The organism is Azospirillum palustre, from assembly GCF_002573965.1.
Classification (GTDB): Bacteria; Pseudomonadota; Alphaproteobacteria; order Azospirillales; family Azospirillaceae; genus Azospirillum; species Azospirillum palustre.
The window spans coordinates 1,576,387-1,594,765 of the sequence record NZ_PDKW01000043.1; the positions used below are offsets into that span (position 1 = coordinate 1,576,387).

Sequence of the window (18,379 nt, forward strand, 5' to 3'; positions counted from 1 at the left end):
GGCCGAACGACGCGCTTAGATTCGGGTCCCATGCTCCAGTTCATCCGCAATTTCGCCGGCTCCTGGGTCGTCAAGATCCTGTTCGTGCTGTTGATCCTCAGCTTCGGCGTCTGGGGGATCGGCGACGTGTTCCGCTCCTCCACCCCCACCACCGTCGCCGAAGTCGGCAAGGTGGAGATCGGGCAGCAGGCGCTGGACCAGGAATTCCGCCGGCAGATGGAACGGCTGCGCCCGATGCTGGGCGGCAACCTGACCGCCGAGCAGGCCAAGCGCTTCGGCCTTCTGGAACAGTCGCTGCAATCGCTGATCCAGCGCACGCTGTTCGACCTCGCCGCCGCCGACATGGGCATCGCCGTCGGGCCGGAGGTGGTCCGCCTGCGCATCGCCGACGAGCCGGCCTTCCGCAACCAGCAGGGCCAGTTCGACCCCAACATCTTCCGGTCGGTGCTGCGCAACAACCAGCTGACCGAAGACGGCTATGTCGCGATGATCCAGCGCGAGACCGCCCGCCAGCTGGTCGCCGGCGCTGTGTCCGCCGGCCTGACCCCGCCGCAGCCGCTGGTGCAGGACCTCTACCGCTATCGCGGCGAAAAGCGCGTGGCGGAGGTGGTGACCCTGCCCAACGCCTCCATCGGCGATGTCGGCGTGCCCGACGACGCGACGATCAAGCAGGCCTACGACGACCATCAGGTCCGCTTCACCGCCCCGGAATACCGCGCCCTCACGGTCGCCCGCCTGTCGCCCGACGCGCTGGCGAAGGACATCAAGATCGACGACGCCCAGCTGCGCAAGGCGTATGAGGAGCGCGCGAACGAGTTCGGCGCCCCGGAAAAGCGCTCGGTGCAGATGGTGGTGACCGACGACGAGGCGAAGGCGAAGCAGATCGCCGATGCCGCCAAGGCCAAGGGTCTGGCCGAAGCCGCCAAGGACGCCGGCGTCGAGCCGGTGACGCTCGACAACATCGCCAAGGCCGACCTGCCGGAGATCGGCGACGCCGCCTTCGCGCTGGAGTCGGGCAAGCCCTCCGACCCGATCAGAAGCGCGCTCGGCTGGCACGTCATGGCCGTCACCGGCGTCACCCCGGCCTCGACCAAGAGCTTCGAGGATGTGCGGGACCAGCTGGCGGCCGAGTCGAAGAAGGAGCAGGCGCTCGACTCCGTCTTCTCCATCGCCAACCGGGTCGAGGACCAGCTGGCCAGCGGCGCGTCGCTCGACGAGGTCGCCCAGGCCCAGGGCCTGGTGGTGAGCAAGGTTGCCGCCATCGACAGCACCGGCAAGGCCCCGGACGGCAAGGATGCCGCCCCGGACCTGCCCGGCCTGAAGGCGCTGCTGCCGAACGCCTTCCAGCTGAAGACCGGCGCCACGTCGAACCTGACCGAGGGCGAGGGAAGCAACTTCACCGCCGTCCGCGTCGACAGCGTGATCCCCGCCGCCGTCCGTCCGCTGGCCGACGTGCGCGAGCAGGTCATCGCCGACTGGCAGCAGGAACAGCGCGCCGAGCGCGCCGCCAAGAAGGCGGAGGAGATCGCCGTCAGCCTGAAGCAGGGTGCGGAGGCCGCGGCCCAGGACGTCGCCACCCAGGCCGGCGCCACCTTCGCCATGACCAGCCCCTTCACCCGCGACGCCCAGGCGGTGCAGGGCCTGCCGGCGGAGCTGGTCGCCAAGCTGTTCGCCGCCAAGCCGAACGAGGTCGTCACCGGCAACACCGCCGATGCCCAGGTGGTCACCCGCCTGAAGGAGATCATCCCGGCCGATCCGAAGGCCGCCGACGCCGATCTGGCGCCGGTCCGCGCCGCGGTCGAACAGGGGATGGAGAGCGATCTTGTGGCGGAGTTCACCAACGCGCTGCGCGACAAGTATCCGGTCCGCATCCACCGCCAGCGCATCGACCAGTTCTTCGCCAGCAACTGAGGCTTCGGCGCAGCCGACAGCAATCCAAGAGGTCTCGTGCCGTGAAGGTCCAGCCCGATAACACCAGCTTCGATGCCGCTTACGCCGCCGGTCGGCCGCAGGTGGTGTGGACCACGCTGGTCAGCGATCTGGAGACCCCGGTCTCCGCCTATATGAAGCTGGCGGACGGCCGTCCCTTCGGCTTCCTGCTGGAATCGGCGGAGCGCGGGGCGGGGTCGCGGCGCGACCGCTATTCGGTGATCGGCTTCAAGCCGGACGTGGTGTGGCGGTCGCGCGGCAACCGGGCGGAGATCAACCGCGACGCGCTGCACGACCGCGACGCCTTCAAGCCGCTCGGCAACGCACCGCTGGACGAGCTGCGCGCGCTGATCGCCGAGAGCCGGATCGACCTGCCGGACGCGCTGCCGCCGATGGCCGCCGGGCTGTTCGGCTACATGACCTACGACATGGTCCGCCTGATGGAGCGGCTGCCGGACAACAACCCGGACGAGCTGAACATCCCGGACGCCATCCTGACCCGGCCCAGCATCGTCGCCATCTTCGACAGCCACACCGATTCGATCACGCTGGTGACCCCGGTCTGGCCGAAGCCCGGCAAGGACGCCGCCACCGCCTACGGCGATGCGCGGGAGCGGCTGACCGACGCGCTGGCCGATCTGGAACGCCCCCTGCCCTACCGGCGGGAGCCGCGGGCGGAAACCGAGTTGCCGTTGGCCTGGACCTCCAACACCACGCGCGAGGAGTATCACGCGATGGTGGAGAAGGCGAAGGAGTACATCCGGGCCGGCGACATCTTCCAGGTCGTGCCGTCCCAGCGCATCCGCTTCCCCTTCAAGCCGTCGCCGCTGGCGCTGTACCGCACGCTGCGCCGCCTCAACCCGTCGCCCTTCCTGTTCCACTGCGACTTCGGCGACCTGACGGTCGTCGGCTCCAGCCCGGAAATCCTGGTGCGCGTGCGCGACGGCAAGGTCACCGTCCGTCCCATCGCCGGCACCCGCAAGCGCGGCGCAACCACGGCGGAGGACGAGGCGCTGGCTGCCGACCTGCTGAGCGATCCGAAGGAGCTGGCCGAGCATCTGATGCTGCTCGACCTCGGCCGCAACGATGTCGGCCGGGTGGCGAAGGTCGGCACGGTCAAGGTGACGTCCAAGATGATCGTGGAGCTTTACAGCCACGTCATGCACATCGTCTCCAACGTCGAGGGCGACCTCGATCCGAAGTTCGACGCGCTCGACGCGCTGGTTGCCGGCTTCCCCGCCGGCACGGTGTCCGGCGCGCCGAAGGTCCGCGCCATGGAGATCATCGACGAGCTGGAAAAGGCCCGCCGCGGCGTCTATGCCGGCTGCGTGGGCTATTTCGGCGCGTCGGGCGCGATGGACACCTGCATCGCGTTGCGCACCGCCGTGCTGAAGGACGGCATGATGTATGTCCAGGCCGGCGGCGGCGTCGTCGCCGACAGCGACCCGGAAGCCGAGTATCAGGAGACCGTCAACAAGTCGATGGCGCTGATCCGCGCCGCCGAGGAGACCCTGCGCACCACCGCGCGCGGGTGATCGTTACAGCCGGGTCTACGAAAAGGCCGCCCCATGGGCGGCCTTTTTCATGCGGAAACGGTTGCGAGGCAACGGGCCCACTCCCGCCAATCCGGATTATCCACAGGAAAATGCACGTCACCGGACGGCAACGCCACACACATCTGCAACCACGCGTCTATAGTGGGAGTGTGTGAACGGGGTGGCGGATAGGCCGCCACCGCCGCACACAAACAAAGGAGGAAAGAGGATGGACAAAATCCTCACACTCCTGATCCTGCTGTTGCAGATCGTCAAGGCGTGCCTTGATCTTCTGAACCGCTGATCGGATGGGTGCGTCGGGGTGAATCAGACCTCGGCGCACCTGTCCCTAAAGATAAGCCATTTCCCGCGCTTGCCAAGAGGCTTCCGCACGCCTCCCGCGAGTTGGCGGTCAGAGATACCGCCGCTCCAGATGCCGCTTGAACACCGACGCGTCGAGCGGCCGGCCGGTCACCGCGGTCAGCAGTTCGTCGCCGGAGGCGTGGAAACAGCCGGTCTGGTGGACGTTCACCCGCAGCCAGTTCACCAGCGGCGCGAACTCGCCGCGCGACAGCGCCGGGACGATCTCCGGATCGGCGGTGCTGGCGGCATCGAACAGCTGGGCCGCGGTCATCGCGCCCAGCGTGTAGCTGGGGAAATAGCCCCAGCCGCCGCCGGGCCAGTGGATGTCCTGCAAACAGCCGAGCCGGTCGTTCGGCGGGACCACCCCCACCAGTTCGGCCATGCCGTCGTTCCAGGCACCCGGCAGGTCCGGCAGGGTCAGGTCGCCGGCGACCAGCGCCTTTTCCAGGCGGTAGCGCAGGATGATGTGGGCGGGATAGGTCACCTCGTCGGCATTGACGCGGATGAAGCCGCGCTCCACCCGGCTGTAGAGGCGGCGCAGATTGTCGGCCTCCCAGGCCGGCCCCTCCCCGCCGAAGGTCTCGCGCACCACCGGCGCCAGCCAGGTGATGAACTCGGCCGAACGGCAGGCCTGCATCTCCATCAGCAGCGACTGGCTCTCATGCACCGCCATGCCGCGGGACTGGCCGACCGGCTGGGTCAGCCACGCCGCCGGGCGGTCCTGCTCGTACAGCGCATGGCCGGTCTCGTGCAGGATGCCCATCAGCGCATCGGTGAAGTTCGCCTCGTCGTAACGGGTGGTGATGCGCACATCGCCGGTGGCCCCGCCGCAGAAGGGATGCAGCGACACGTCCAACCGGCCGCGGCGGAAGTCGAAGCCCAGCCGCTCCATCATGCGGACGCCAAGCTCGCGCTGCTTCTCCACCGCGAAAGGCCCCTGCGGCTCGATCACCGCCGGTGCCGCCGCCTGCTTGTCGAGGACGCGGCCGATCAGGTCGGGCAGGAAGCCGGACAGATCGGCGAACAGGGCGTCGATCCGCTCCGCCCGGGCGCCCGGATCGTGGCTGTCGAGCAGCGCGTCATAGGCGCTGATCCCCATCACCGACCCGAGCGCCTCGGCCCCTTCGCGGACGCGGGCCAGAACCTCGGTCAGCGAGGGCAGCAGCTTGGCATAGTCGCTCTCCGCCCGTGCGGCGCGCCACGTCATCTCGCAGACCGAGACCGCCTTGCTGGTCGCCTCGACCAGATCGGCGGGAACGGCGGTGGCCTGGATGTGGTGGCGGCGCATCTCGCGCAGGTTGGCGCGCTGCCAGGCGTCGAGGCTGCCGTCGCCCTCCGCCTCCGCCAGCAGATCGCCCATGCGCGGGTCGGTCGCCAGCTCGTGGGCGATCACCGACAGGGTCGCGGTCTGCTCCGCCCGGCCGTCGTTGGCCCCCTCCGGCATGATCGTCTGGGTGTCCCAGCCGAGAATGCCCAGTGCGTCGCCGATGGCGGCGATGCGGGCGTGGCGGCGTTCAAGCTCCTGATATGCGGTCATCGGGTCGTCCGTCGGTTCCGGTGTCGGCGCGCTTGCGCTGTGACAGCACGTAGATCCCGGCGAGCGTCACCGCAAGCCCGTACCAGGTCAAGGCATACTGCAAATGGTTGTTCGGCAGCTCCACCCGCGGCTCGATCCCCGCCAGGGTGCCGGCCGGCGCACCGGGCAGCCTGCTCCCGTTGCTGCTCCCATTACCGCCCCCCTGCCCCGGCAGCATCTCCACCACCACGGGCGCCACGCCGCTTAGCGACAGCGCGGCGGCCATTGCCGGCGGATCGGCGCGCATCCAGGCGGAACCCGGCGCCGGGGTGCCGTTGCCGGGCTGGAAGAAGCCGGGCGGCTGCGGCACGCGGACGATGCCCCTGACGGTCGTCTCGCCCTCCACCCGCGCGGCGGCGCGGGTCGCCGGATCGCGGCGGTCCATCGGCACGAAGCCGCGGTTGACCAGCAGGATGCCGGCCCCGTCCGCCCTTTCGAACGGGGTCAGCACCTCGTAGCCGACCTGCCCCTGGTGCGGGCGGGCGATCACCAGCAGGTCCTTGTCGTTCAGGAAATGCCCGGCGAGCGTCACCGGCCGGAACTCCCAGGCGGCGGGGTCGTCGATCCGGGCGGGCAGCGGCGCGGGCGGCGCGGCCATCTGCCGGTCGATCCGGGCGATCAGCTCCTGCTTCCAGTGCAGCCGCTCCAGCTGCCATGTGCCGAGCCCGATGGTGACCGCAAGCCCGGCCAGCGTGACCAAGGTCGCTGCCAGCGTCGGGCGGAAATGCCGCCGCCCCGCCGTCTCGACCGCGGTTGCGCTCAAGAGCCCTTCTCCACTTCGCTGCGGCGGTAGCGGTATTGGAGGGCGATCACGGCGGCCTTGGCCGGCCGCAGCATGCCCAGCGTCAGGCCAAGCACGACGATGCTCCAGACGATGGCATGCAGCCACAGCGGCCAGTCCACCGTCATCGATACCCAGAGCGCCACAGGCACCACGAGGAAGCCCAGGATGAAGATCAGGAAGACCGCCGGCCCGTCGCCGCTGTCGACCTGCGAAAAATCCAGGTCGCAGACATTGCAGCGCTCCGCCACCGTCAGGTAGCCGTCGTACAGCCGTCCCTTGCCGCAGCGCGGGCAGACGCTGCGGAGGCCCGCCGACAAGGGCGAAACCCTGGGGTAAAGATCGATCACGCCATCACCTCCCGTTCGGACCGTTCCGGCAACGATACAGGCCGCCGGAACGGCTCGGCACCGGTCGCGTCAGTGAACGGCGACCACGCCGCCGTGACCGCCCCACCAGTAGACCGACACGAACAGGAACAGCCAGACGACGTCGACGAAGTGCCAGTACCAGGCCGCCGCCTCGAAGCCGAAATGGCTTTCCGGGGTGAAGTGCCCCTTGTTCGTGCGGAACCAGCACACCGCCAGGAAGATGGTGCCGACCAGCACATGGAAGCCGTGGAAGCCGGTCGCCATGTAGAAGGTCGAGGGGAAGATGCCGTCGGTGAACTTGAAGGAGGCGTGGACGTACTCATAGACCTGGAAGAAGCTGAACAGGACGCCGAGCAGCACGGTCAGGCCCAGCGCCTTGGCCGCCGTGCGGTTCTGCCCCTCGATGATGGCATGGTGCGCCCAGGTCACGGTGACGCCGGACAGCAGCAGGGTCAGCGTCATCATCAGCGGCATGTCGAAGGCGTCGATGACATGCACATTCGGCGGCGGCCAGATGGCGTCGGGGTTGAGCGGCGACACCTTCGGCTCCAGCGCCGCATGGAAGAAGGCCCAGAAGAAGGCGGCGAAGAACATCACCTCCGACGCGATGAACAGCGCCATGCCATAGCGCAGGCCGATCTTCACCACTGGGGTGTGGGCATGCTCCACCACCGACTCGCGGATGACCGACCGCCACCAGCCGAACATCGTCACCAGGATGGCCAGCACGCCCAGGATCATCAGCAGCTTGCCGCCGCCATGCATGAAGATGACCAGGCCGGTCGCCAGAAGCCCGCCGGAAAAGGCGCCGATCAGCGGCCAGGGGCTCGGCTTCAGCAGATGGTAGGGATGCGGGATGCCGGCGCCCGGTTCATGGGCTGACGGTTCGGCGTGCGGCATTTGCCCGTGGGTGATGTCGGCCATCGTCTCACTACCCCATATGGTTCAGTTTGTGGCGGTCGCCCCCGGCTCCGCCTTTTGTTTTCCTGATTCCGGCGCCGGGGACGTGGATGCGGCGGCCGTGTGCTGTGCCAGCCTGGCCTCGCTGTCCTTGGCGCGGAAGAAGGTGTAGGACAGCGTGATGGTGCTCACGTCGTCCATGTTCGGATCGTCGGCCATCGACGGGTCGACGAAGAAGGTCACCGGCATGTCCACGACCTGACCGGGTTCGAGGACCTGTTCGGTGAAGCAGAAGCACTGCATCTTGTTGAAATAGGCGCCCGCCTTTTCCGGCGTGACGTTGTAGACGGCGGTGCCGACGGTCGGCGCCTTCCCGCGATTCTCCGCCCGGTAGGCGGCGAAGCCGGTCTCGCCCAGCTTCAGCACCAGATCCTTCTGCTCCGGCCGGAAGCCCCAGGGAAGGGCCGAGTTGGTGTCGGCGTTGAAGCGGACGGTCACCGTGCGCCCGACGACGCGCGCCGCGGCCTGTTCGGCCCGCTGGGTGGTGCCGCCGAAGCCGGTGACCGAGCAGAACAGGTTGTAGAGCGGGACCGACGCATAGGTCAGCCCGATCATCCCCGCCACCAGCCCGAACAGCGTGCCGAGGAGGAGACGGTTGCGGCGGCGCAGCCTGTCGTCAGGCCGGTTCATCAGTGCGCCCCGCCCATCCGGACGACGGTGATCGCATAGAACAGGACCACCAGGGCCAGCAAGGCCGCCAGAACGGCCAGATTGCGCCCGCGCAGCTTCTTGGCCCGCAGGGCGGTCTCCTGCCGGCGCTGCTCTTCGACGGAGTTGCGGGTATCGGTCAGGTCGTCGCGTTCCATCACCGTCATGCCCACCCTCCAAGGATAAGCCGCTCGCCCATCATCACGGCGAACAGCAGGAACAGGTACAGGATCGAGAAGCCGAACATCTTCTTGGCCGGCTTGTCGTCGTTTGCCCGCAGGACGCGGACGGCGCAGCCGACGAACATCAGGCCGAGGATGGCCGACACCGCCAGATAGACCGGACCGGCGATGCCGACAAAGGACGGCGCCGCGGCCACCGGCAGCAGGATCAGCGTGTAGAGCAGCATCTGCCGCTTGGTCGCCGCCTCGCCCGCCACCACCGGCATCATCGGCACTCCGGCGCGGGTGTAGTCGCCGTTGCGGAACAGGGCCAGAGCCCAGAAATGCGGCGGCGTCCACAGGAAGATCAGCAGGAACAGCAGGATCGACGGCAGATCGACGCTGCCAGTCACGGCGGCCCAGCCGATCATCGGCGGGAAGGCGCCGGCAGCCCCGCCGATCACGATGTTCTGCGGGGTCCGGCGCTTCAGCCACATGGTGTAGACGAAGATGTAGAAGCCGATGGTCAGCGCCAGCAGCGCCGATGCGGTCCAGTTCACCGCCAGCCCCATCACCACCACCGACAGGACCGACAGGGTGACGCCGAAGCCGAGAGCCTCGGCCGGCTCGACGCGGCCCGACGGGATCGGGCGCTTCACCGTGCGGGTCATCACCGCGTCGATGTCGCGGTCGTACCACATGTTGATGGCACCCGACGCCCCGGCGCCGACGGCGATGCACAGGACGGCGACCAAGGCCAGGAAAGGATGGATGTGGCCGGGCGCCAGCACGATGCCGGCCAGCCCGGTGAAGACCACAAGCGACATGACCCGCGGCTTGAGCAGCTCGATGAAGTCACCGGCCGACGCGCCCCCTGTGTGGTTGAGCGCCAGTTCGTTCGTCACGTCCGTCATATCATGTCCTTGTCTTCTAACCCCGGGACTTCCAACAAAAAGTTGTCACCCCGGCACCCTCCACACCGGCGCCCATTTTCGGGCTGCTCGGGTCGGTCCTTTTTGTCGGACGGGCGCCTCCTTCACGGCGACGCCCGCCCGTTAGCACGCTTACTTGACCTGGGGCAACGTCTCGAACGCGTGGAACGGGGGCGGCGAGCTGACCGTCCATTCCAGCGTGCCGGCCTGCGGCCCCCAATAGGCGCCCGGCACCCGCTCGCCGCTGCGCAGGGTCTTCCAGGCGATCCACACGAACAGCAGGGTGGAGGCGAAGGAGAGGTAGGCGCCCAGCGACGAGATCATGTTCCAGCCCCAGAAGGCATCCGGATAGTCCGGGATGCGGCGGGGCATGCCCGACAGGCCGAGGAAGTGCTGCGGGAAGAACACCAGATTGACGCCGACGAAGGTGGTGTAGAAATGGACCTTGCCCCAGAACTCCGGATACTGGCGTCCCGACATCTTGCCGATCCAGTAGTACCAGCCGGCGAAGATCGAGAACACGGCACCCAGCGACAGCACATAGTGGAAGTGCGCCACGACGTAGTAGGTGTCGTGCATGTAGTTGTCGAGACCGCCGTTCGCCAGCACCACGCCGGTGACGCCGCCGACCGTGAACAGGAAGATGAAGCCCAGCGCCCACAGCATCGGCACCCGGAACTCGATCGACCCGCCCCACATGGTGGCGATCCACGAGAAGATCTTCACGCCGGTCGGCACCGCGATGATCATGGTGGCGGCGGTGAAGTAGGCCTTGGTGTTGACGTCCAGACCGACCGTGTACATGTGGTGCGCCCACACGACGAAGCCGACCACGCCGATGGCGACCATGGCATAGGCCATGCCGAGATAGCCGAACACCGGCTTCTTGGAGAAGGTCGACACGATGTGGCTGATGATGCCGAAGGCCGGCAGGATCATGATGTAGACTTCGGGGTGGCCGAAGAACCAGAACAGATGCTGGAACAGGATCGGGTCGCCGCCGCCTTCGGGGTTGAAGAAGGTGGTGCCGAAGTTGCGGTCGGTCAGCAGCATGGTGATGGCGCCGCCCAGGACCGGGACCGCCAGCAGCAGCAGGAAGGCCGTCACCAGCATCGCCCAGACGAACAGCGGCATCTTGTGCAGCGTCATGCCGGGTGCCCGCATGTTGAAGATGGTGGTGATGAAGTTCACAGCACCCAGGATCGAGCTGGCGCCGGCCAGATGCAGGGCGAAGATCGCCATGTCGACCGACGGCCCGCTATGCCCCAGCGGCGAGGACAGCGGCGGGTAGATCGTCCAACCGGTGCCGGCACCGGTGCCGACGAAGGCGGAGCCCAGCAGCAGCAGGAAGGCCGGCACGATCAGCCAGAAGCTGATGTTGTTCATGCGCGGGAACGCCATGTCGGGCGCGCCGATCATGAGCGGCACGAACCAGTTGCCGAACCCGCCGATCAGCGCCGGCATCACCACGAAGAACACCATGATCAGGCCGTGCGCCGTGATCAGCACGTTCCACATCTGGCCGTCGGAAACGAATTGCAGCCCCGGCGACTGAAGCTCCGCCCGCATGATGACGGAGAACAGGCCGCCGATCAGCCCGGCGATGACCGAGAAGATCAGATAGAGCGTGCCGATGTCCTTGTGGTTGGTCGAATAGAACCAGCGCTGCACGAAGCCGGGGACGTGATGATCGTCATGCCCGTGCCCATGGTCACCCACATGCTCACCATGTCCCGGTGTGGCGTTTGCCATGTCTCTACCCTTTGTCGCTGTCCCTGGCCGCCGTCCGATCCGGTCTGTCGCGGAGCGCCGGCAGCTGGGTTGGGTTCTTCTTATCGCGTCGTCCCTGGGGCGGGCTTGAGCGAAGTCCGCTTATTCGACCAGCGTTCCGGTCGGGCGCTGCGCCACGTCGCGGTCACCGTCCTTGGGAGCGTAGGCCGTCTTGGCCTTGGCGACCCAGGCGTCGAACGCCTCTTTCGACACGGCTTCCACCGCGATCGGCATGAAGCCGTGGTTGGTGCCGCAGATCTCGGAGCACTGGCCGTAATAGACGCCTTCGCGCTCGGCCTTGAACCAGGTCTCGTTGATGCGGCCGGGCACGCCGTCCTTCTTCAGGCCGAAGGCGGGAACCGCCCAGGAATGGATCACGTCGCCGGCCGTCACCAGCACGCGGACGGTGGTGTTGACCGGAACGACCACGCGGTTGTCGACCTCCAGCAGGCGCTTCTGGCCGGGCTTCAGGTCGGCTTCGGCGATCATGTAGCTGGAAAAGGTGATGTTGCCGTGGTCGGGATATTCGTAATCCCAGTACCACTGGTGGCCGATGACCTTGATGGTCATGTCGGCCTGCGGAATGCGTTCCGCCGCATAGAGCAGCTTGAAGGACGGAACGGCGATCACGATCAGGATGATGACCGGGACCACGGTCCAGGCGACCTCGAGCAGCGTGTGGTGCGAGGTCCTGGACGGGACCGGGTTCCTCTTCGCGTTGAACCGGACGACGCAATAGGCCATCAGCCCCGCGACGAAGATCACGATCAGCGTGATGACGACGGTCAGCAGGTCGTTGAACGAGGTCATCAGGTGTTTGACCGGCGAGGCGGAGGGCTGCATGCCCATTTCCCACGGTCGCGGCTCGTTCGCCAGGGCGGCCGTGCTCCAGCCGCCCACCATCGACAGGACCGCCGCCAGGCCGGCGGCGTACAGGCTTTGCCTTCTCATCCCCAACCCCTTCTTAGCCGCGACGCTCGTCATGGCCCGCGGTCGTCTCTCCCGCCGACGCTCCCTCCGCCCTGTTGATCCGGACCGGTTTCTGTTCGCGCGGTCCATAGTTGGGCTTATCAGCGAACGTCAGTTTATGCAGGGATCACGCCATCTTAGCGCGACATATACCCGCAGCCGGAGCTTATCCCCGTGCCCCGCTGGGTTACAAGCCTTTCCTCTCTCCCACCGATTGCCCCATCGTTTGCATAGACTTTTCCTCACAGTCAGATGAACCGTGGGAACAAAGGTTGAGCGGAAACAGGGGTCATGCCATGCGGCATTCCGCCGCAGTCCGTTGGACCAGCTGATTTTCTCAGGGTTGGCTTCGGGAAATGAATGGGAGCGCTCAAGTCCTGGCGCGCAGGATTGTTGCGGCGGTGGAGCGCGACTCAGGACTGAAGGATGGGCGAGGTCCGGGCGTCCCGCCAGATATGCGAAGGTGATAGGCGGCGCAAGCCTGCCCTCCAGGCCCGGCTTCGCCCGGTTAAGGAGGGTCTTGCGGCACCGTCAACAGAACGGACAGGCGGCTGCCGCGCCGGTCAATGCCCGCCGACCAGCACCTTGCGAATCCGCCTGACGCCCGACCAGACGAAGGCGATGACGATGGGGATCATCAGCCCGACCAGCAGGTCGGGATCGACCTTGAATCCGAAGCCTTTCAAGCCCTTGGCCGCATAGCCGACGATGCCGACGAGGTAATAGCTGATCGCCACCACCGACAGCCCCTCGACCGTCTCCTGCAGGCGAAGCTGCAACTGCGCGCGGCGGTCCATCGACTGGAGCAGCTCGGCATTCTGCCCTTCCACCGCGATCTCGACGCGGGTGCGCAGCAGCGTGCTGGCCCGCGCGACGCGCTGCGACAGAGAATCGAGCCGCTCCTCCACCGCCTCGCAGGTGCGGATCGCCGGGGTCAGGCGGCGGTCCATGAACTCCTGGACGGTCTGCAACCCCTCGATCCGGATCTCGCGCAGTTCCTCGATTCGCCGCTCCACCAGCTCGTGGTAGGCGCGGGCGGCGCCGAATCGATAGGCGGTCTCGGCGGCGATCTGCTCGGTCTGCGCCGCCAGCAGGGTCAGGCGGTCGAGCAGGTCGCGCTCGTCCTGCAAGCCACGGAGGCTGGCGATGCGGGCGGTGACCTCGGCCAGCCCGGCCTCGATCGGGCCGATTCGCGGCAGCACGCCGCGCGCCATCGGCAGGGCCAGCAGGGCCAGCACGCGGTAGGTCTCGATCTCCAGCAGGCGCTGGACGACGCGGCCGGTCTGGCGCGGCGTCATCGAATGGTCGGCGACCAGCATGCGGGAGAAGCCGTCGCCATGGATGCGGAAGTCGGTCCAGGCGGTGGCCGAGCGGCCGGCGATTCGCGACCCGACATAGCTTTCCGAGCCGAACATCGCCGCCATCATGTTGGCCGACGGCTCGGGCGTGTCGGGGTCGAGCACCGCGACATGGATGCCGACCAGCAGTTCGCCCGGCAGCCCGGCCAGCCAGTCGCGCGGCAGAGCGTGCAGCGCCGGATCTACGAAGGGGTCGACGACGGAGCCGGCCGGCATGGCGCTGGGACGGAAGACCGTCCAGGTCGAAAACTCGGTGTGCCGCTCCCACTTCAGGTTGAAGCTGCCGAAGGAGGCGCTGTGGTGGGTGGCGCCCTGCGGCGGACGGACCACGCCGGCCCAGTCGCACAGCGCCTCCAGATGCCGGCGGTCGGCCTCCGCCGCCCCTTCGCCCGACAGCATCGCCAGCATGGTGGCGCGCACCGGGGCGGCCAGCGCCTCCGGCGGGCGGGCATGCACCTCGTTGGTGAGCGTCTGGCGCAGCGGATGGTCGCGCAGCGGGCGCGGGCCGGACATGGCGCCGCCGGCTCCGGCTCCGGTCAGGCCGGCGCGGTTCAGGGTATCGGCTGTCGTCCGCGCCACACCGTCGGTCATGATCCCCTCCGCCATCCCGGCACCGCCCACCGTCAGGTTACACAATCAGGCATCGGCGAACTTGCCGGATCGCGCCAGCGTCGCCACACTATAGTCCGTCCGTTAGAACACATCGTACGGTGCGGCGCGAGATCGCCCGCTATGACACTGTGTCCTACCTTGGAACAAGGCCGCTACTCCCCGCGGGCCGGGCAGGCCGGGTTCCGCCCCATCACAGGTTCGGAGTTTTCATGAGCGCGCTTGCCGTCACCGACGATCTCTTCTTCAACCGCGCCGGCATGGACCGCGCCCGCGTGGAAGGCGTCGTGCAGGACGCCCTGCACAGTGCCGACGATGGGGAGCTCTACCTCGAATATGCCCAGAGCGAGTCGCTGGGCTGGGACGATGGGAAGCTGAAATCCGCCAGCTTCGACACCACCCAGGGCTTCGGCCTGCGCGCCATCGCCGGCGAGGCGACCGGCTACGCCCACGCCAGCAACCTGTCGGAGGAGGCGATCCGCCGCGCAGCCGCCACCGTGCGCGCCGTGCAGGCCGGCCACACCGGCACGCTGGCCGAGCCGCCGGCCGGCACCAACCGCGCGCTCTACATCCCCGACAACCCCCTGCACCTCGTCCCCTTCGAAGAGAAGGTGAAGCTGCTGGCCGACATCGACGCCTATGCCCGCGCCAAGGACGAGCGCGTCCGGCAGGTCAGCTGCTCGATCAGCGGCGAATGGCAGGCGGTGCAGATCCTGCGCGCCGACGGCGTGCGCGTCGCCGACCTGCGCCCGCTGGTGCGCCTGAACGTCTCGGTCGTGGTGGCCGAGGGCGACCGGATGGAGACCGGCGGCTATGGCGGCGGCGGCCGGGTCACCTACGAGCACTACATCCAGCCGGAAACCTGGCGCGGCTTCGTCGACGAGGCGCTGCGGCAGGCTCTGGTCAACCTGTCCTCCGTCCCCGCCCCGGCCGGCGAGATGACGGTGGTGCTGGGCAGCGGCTGGCCCGGCATCCTGCTGCACGAGGCCATCGGCCACGGGCTGGAGGGCGACTTCAACCGCAAGAAAACCTCCGCCTTCTCCGGCCTGCTGGGCCAGCGCATCGCCGCCCCCGGCGTCACCATCGTCGATGACGGCACCATCGAGAACTCGCGCGGCTCGATCAGCGTCGACGACGAGGGCACGCCCGGCCAGTGCACCACGCTGATCGAGGACGGCATCCTGGTCGGCTTCATGCAGGACCGCATGAACGCCCGCCTGATGGGCATGCGCCCGACCGGCAACGGCCGGCGCCAGAGCTTCGCCTACAACCCGATGCCGCGCATGACCAACACGGTGATGCGCAACGGCAACCACAGCCCGGACGAGATCATCGCCTCGGTCAAGAAGGGCATCTACGCCAAGAACTTCGGCGGCGGCCAAGTGGACATCACCAACGGCAAGTTCGTCTTCTCGGCCAGCGAAGCCTACCTGATCGAGGACGGCAAGCTGGGGCCGGCGGTGAAGGGCGCCACCCTGATCGGCAACGGCCCGGACAGCCTGACCCGCGTGTCGATGATCGGCAACGACAGCCGCCTCGACCCCGGCGTCGGCACCTGCGGCAAGGACGGCCAGGGCGTGCCGGTCGGCGTCGGCCAGCCGACGCTGAAGCTGGAAGGCCTGACGGTCGGCGGCACCGCCGCCTGACACACAGCACGACAGTCCCTGAGATGGGGCCGGATCGCTTCTGCGGTCCGGCCCTTTTCGTATTTGGGGCCTTTTGGCATTTCGGGTTTGGAGCCCCCGATTGCATCGGTATCGTCATCCCGGAGTTTTTCAACTTTCCGGATTGGATGAATACCGATGCATTCTTTTTCGCACATTTTCAGGGCTGCGACGCTCGCGTTCGGACTGACGCTGGCAGCGGCCCTTCCCGGCTATGCCCAGACCGCCCCGAGCGTCGAGCAGGTGACCGCCGCCAAAGCCCCCGGCGCCAGCGCCGACCAGCTGAACGCCCGCGTGGTGGTGGCGAGCTATTTCTATGCCTCCACCGATCTCACCTCCGCCCGCTATGCCGACGATTCCAAGGGAATCGATTTCTCCAAGCCGCTGGAGGTGATCGACGTCGCCGCCGGCACCGGCTGGTACCAGTATGTCCGCACCGGCTATGACAGCGTCCGCTTCGGCAACTTCTTCTCGCCCGTGGTGACGGCGACGCCCGACTGCCTCGGCATCTCCGGCGCCGGCCGGGCCGAGTACAAGGCGGTCCTGCCCGCCGGCCAGGGGCTGAAGTCGGTTGCCGCCCCCATCGTCGACAGCTGGACCACCCCCGGCACCAGCGTGCAGACGGCAGGCGGCTGCGCCCAGGTCGTGGTGCCGAACAGCGTGAAGGCCGGCGTCACCAGCGGCGGTCTGGTACAGTAACCCGCCGCCCCACCCGCACCCGGAGTCCCGCCATGCCCGACATCGCCACCGCCGACGAGTTGCGCCGCCGCATCGCGCAGGCCCAGGCCGGGGTTGCGGCACTGGCGCGGCGGGAACCGGAAAACAGCTGGCTGGCCAGCATCCAGCGCCAGCTGGAGTATGTGGACGGGGCGGCGCGGGACGGGGCCGAGCGGCTCGACCGCGCCGACGAGCTGAATTTCGGCCTGCTCGCCTCCCATTATGTCGACGATGTCGATCCGGCGCTGGCGGCGGAGCTTCACGCCATCAGCGCCGCGGCCCGCCGGCTGTTCGGCTTCTGATACCAGGGAACGCTTGAAGTGACCTCTTCAAGCGTTCCCTGGACGCCGCGACGGCGGCGGCGCGCCCACATGGGCGCGGAAAAGCCTGCGTGGCGTTTGAACGCAATACGGCAAGTCAAGTCATTGGCTTGCCGGTATGGGTGCCATTTTGTGCTGGCGTTCCCGGCACCGCGCTTCGATGATCGCCCTTCCGGACGGCACGGCCGAACCCGTGCCCGTCGAAGAAAAACAAAACGGGAGATGTGCGATGGCGACGGAATCGACGGCTGGGCTGGCCCTGGTTTCCACCTTCTGCCCCGACCGGGTCGGGCTGGTGTCCGGCATCACCAGCCACCTGTTCGACCAGGGCATCAACCTGCGCGACGCCACCTTCGCCTCGCTGGGCAGCGGGGCCGAGTTCTCCGCCGTCTGCGAATTGCCCGGCGGCCTGACGGTGGCGGAGGTCCAGGCCAGCCTGTCGTCCCTGCCCGTCCTGGCCGGCGCCGAGGTGAAGGTCACTCCCTTCGCCTTCGATCCCCAGCCGGGTCCGCAGGCGATGGTCACCCACCGCGTCGAGGTGTCGGGCGGCGACCAGCCCGGCCTCGTCGCCCGCCTGTCGGAGATCTTCACCCAGTTCGACGCCAACATCGTGCGGCTGGACGCACAGACCCTGCCCGACCGCGCCGGCGAGCGCTATGTCCTGCGCTTCTCGGTTTCGATCCCGCCGGAACGGGCGGAGGTCTGCCTGTCGGCGGTGGCCAACACCGCGGAAACGCTGGGGCTGACCTGCCGGGCGGAGGCGCTGTGAGGGGGCTTCCCCCTCACCCATGCAGGACTTTCAGCCCGACGATCCCGCCGACGATTGCCGCGATGCACAGCAGACGCAGCGCGCCGGCGGGTTCGCCGAACAGCATCATGCCGAGCAGGGCGGTGCCGACCGTGCCGATGCCCGTCCACACCGCATAGGCGGTGCCGAGCGGCAGGGTCTTCAGCGCCGCCCCCAGCAGCAGGATGCTTGCCAGCATCGCCGCGGCGGTCAGCACGCTGGGGACCAGACGGGTGAAGCCTTCGGTGTATTTCAGGCCGACGGCCCAACCGATTTCGAAAAGACCGGCGAAGAACAGCGTGACCCACGCCATGACGGTACCTCCGTCCTGGAATGGCGGGGTCGTCCCCACCCGGTTTGCCTCTGCAATCGGCGGGGTCGTCCCCGCGGGCCAGACCGCAGATAGGACAGGCGGCATGCCCAGTCAAGACGGGCGGGGAATGTTGCATCGCCACGCCGGCCCGTGCAGGATGGGGTTCCTGAATGGTTCCCCCTTCGCCGCTGGTGGCGCTGGGGGCTTTCGACGTTGGACAGCAATGACCGAAAACGGCCCCCACACGGCTTCCGAGGCACCGGCTCCCGAGAAGGCCGAATCGCTTGAAAACCGGCGCAAGCGGCTGCGCTTCCGCTCCTGGCACCGCGGCACGCGCGAGATGGACCTGCTGATGGGAAGCTTCGCCGACGCCCATGTCGGCGAGTTCGACCACGCCATGCTCGACCGCTTCGAGGCGCTGCTGGAGCTTGGCGATCCCGACCTCTACGACTGGATGTCGGGCCGCGAGCCGGTCCCGGCGGAGCATGACAGCGATGTGATGCGCCTGTTGACGGCGTTCCGTTACACACCACGTCAAGGCTCCTGACGGAGCCCGGTCAAGGCTCCCGACGGAGCCTGCTCAAGGCTCTCCGACAAGCACTTCCCTTCTCCGAGG

18 protein-coding genes are annotated in these 18,379 nt (G+C 67.8%); 7 read left to right on the forward strand and 11 right to left on the reverse strand.

Annotation, left to right across the window (positions count from 1 at the left end; translation table 11 throughout):
• Positions 1-30 precede the first annotated feature (30 nt).
• Positions 31-1,911, forward strand: a complete 1,881-nt coding sequence (locus tag CRT60_RS29780; protein ID WP_098740062.1) for a SurA N-terminal domain-containing protein — start codon at positions 31-33, stop codon at positions 1,909-1,911.
• A gap of 41 nt (positions 1,912-1,952) precedes the next feature.
• Entirely contained in the window at positions 1,953-3,464 is a 1,512-nt protein-coding gene (gene trpE, locus CRT60_RS29785) for an anthranilate synthase component I (protein WP_098740063.1), read from the forward strand.
• A gap of 412 nt (positions 3,465-3,876) precedes the next feature.
• Here trpE and CRT60_RS29790 read toward each other — a convergent pair whose 3' ends face one another.
• The 10 genes from CRT60_RS29790 to CRT60_RS29835 form a co-directional block, all read right to left on the reverse strand.
• A complete protein-coding gene (locus CRT60_RS29790; protein WP_098740064.1) occupies positions 3,877-5,364 on the reverse strand; it encodes a carboxypeptidase M32 in 1,488 nt (495 codons plus the stop codon).
• Positions 5,342-6,166, reverse strand: coding sequence for an SURF1 family protein (locus tag CRT60_RS29795; protein WP_098740065.1), 825 nt, complete (start codon positions 6,164-6,166; stop codon positions 5,342-5,344). Before CRT60_RS29795 ends, CRT60_RS29790 begins: the two co-directional genes overlap by 23 nt.
• Entirely contained in the window at positions 6,163-6,534 is a 372-nt protein-coding gene (locus CRT60_RS29800) for a DUF983 domain-containing protein (protein WP_098740066.1), read from the reverse strand. Before CRT60_RS29800 ends, CRT60_RS29795 begins: the two co-directional genes overlap by 4 nt.
• Before the next feature lie 69 nt (positions 6,535-6,603).
• Positions 6,604-7,479, reverse strand: coding sequence for a cytochrome c oxidase subunit 3 (locus tag CRT60_RS29805; protein WP_204562106.1), 876 nt, complete (start codon positions 7,477-7,479; stop codon positions 6,604-6,606).
• Positions 7,480-7,500: 21 nt separating this feature from the next.
• Positions 7,501-8,145 carry a cytochrome c oxidase assembly protein gene (locus CRT60_RS29810; protein ID WP_098740067.1) on the reverse strand — a complete coding sequence of 215 codons (645 nt, stop codon included), beginning with the start codon at positions 8,143-8,145 and terminating at the stop codon, positions 7,501-7,503.
• On the reverse strand, positions 8,145-8,330 hold the full coding sequence (locus CRT60_RS36555; RefSeq protein WP_098740068.1) for a hypothetical protein: 186 nt from the start codon (positions 8,328-8,330) through the stop codon (positions 8,145-8,147). Before CRT60_RS36555 ends, CRT60_RS29810 begins: the two co-directional genes overlap by 1 nt.
• On the reverse strand, positions 8,327-9,238 hold the full coding sequence (gene cyoE, locus CRT60_RS29820) for a heme o synthase (protein ID WP_098740069.1): 912 nt from the start codon (positions 9,236-9,238) through the stop codon (positions 8,327-8,329). Before cyoE ends, CRT60_RS36555 begins: the two co-directional genes overlap by 4 nt.
• Positions 9,239-9,388: 150 nt before the next feature.
• Complete coding sequence (gene ctaD / locus CRT60_RS29825) at positions 9,389-11,008, reverse strand: cytochrome c oxidase subunit I (RefSeq protein WP_098740070.1); 1,620 nt, start codon at positions 11,006-11,008, stop codon at positions 9,389-9,391.
• A 120-nt stretch (positions 11,009-11,128) separates the two neighbouring features.
• On the reverse strand, positions 11,129-11,977 hold the full coding sequence (gene coxB / locus CRT60_RS29830) for a cytochrome c oxidase subunit II (RefSeq protein WP_098740071.1): 849 nt from the start codon (positions 11,975-11,977) through the stop codon (positions 11,129-11,131).
• A gap of 581 nt (positions 11,978-12,558) precedes the next feature.
• Positions 12,559-13,944 (reverse strand): DUF3422 family protein, encoded by a 1,386-nt coding sequence (locus CRT60_RS29835; protein ID WP_244592839.1) that lies wholly within the window; start codon positions 13,942-13,944, stop codon positions 12,559-12,561.
• 230 nt (positions 13,945-14,174) lie between these two features.
• Here CRT60_RS29835 and tldD point away from each other — a divergent pair, with 230 nt between their 5' ends.
• The 4 genes from tldD (at position 14,175) to CRT60_RS29855 (ending at position 17,432) form a co-directional block, all read left to right on the forward strand.
• Complete coding sequence (tldD, locus tag CRT60_RS29840; RefSeq protein WP_098740072.1) at positions 14,175-15,608, forward strand: metalloprotease TldD; 1,434 nt, start codon at positions 14,175-14,177, stop codon at positions 15,606-15,608.
• A 156-nt stretch (positions 15,609-15,764) separates the two neighbouring features.
• On the forward strand, positions 15,765-16,325 hold the full coding sequence (locus CRT60_RS29845) for a polymorphic toxin type 46 domain-containing protein (protein ID WP_098740073.1): 561 nt from the start codon (positions 15,765-15,767) through the stop codon (positions 16,323-16,325).
• A gap of 32 nt (positions 16,326-16,357) precedes the next feature.
• On the forward strand, positions 16,358-16,645 hold the full coding sequence (locus tag CRT60_RS29850) for an immunity protein Tsi6 family protein (protein ID WP_098740074.1): 288 nt from the start codon (positions 16,358-16,360) through the stop codon (positions 16,643-16,645).
• A gap of 247 nt (positions 16,646-16,892) precedes the next feature.
• A complete protein-coding gene (locus CRT60_RS29855) occupies positions 16,893-17,432 on the forward strand; it encodes a glycine cleavage system transcriptional repressor (RefSeq protein WP_098740075.1) in 540 nt (179 codons plus the stop codon).
• Positions 17,433-17,445: 13 nt separating this feature from the next.
• Here the strand turns inward: CRT60_RS29855 and sugE are convergent, their stop codons facing one another.
• A complete protein-coding gene (gene sugE, locus CRT60_RS29860; RefSeq protein ID WP_098740076.1) occupies positions 17,446-17,763 on the reverse strand; it encodes a quaternary ammonium compound efflux SMR transporter SugE in 318 nt (105 codons plus the stop codon).
• 223 nt (positions 17,764-17,986) lie between these two features.
• On the opposite strand from sugE, the gene CRT60_RS29865 reads away from it, so the two are divergent.
• A complete protein-coding gene (locus CRT60_RS29865) occupies positions 17,987-18,310 on the forward strand; it encodes an FAD assembly factor SdhE (protein ID WP_098740077.1) in 324 nt (107 codons plus the stop codon).
• The last annotated feature ends 69 nt before the right edge of the window (positions 18,311-18,379 follow it).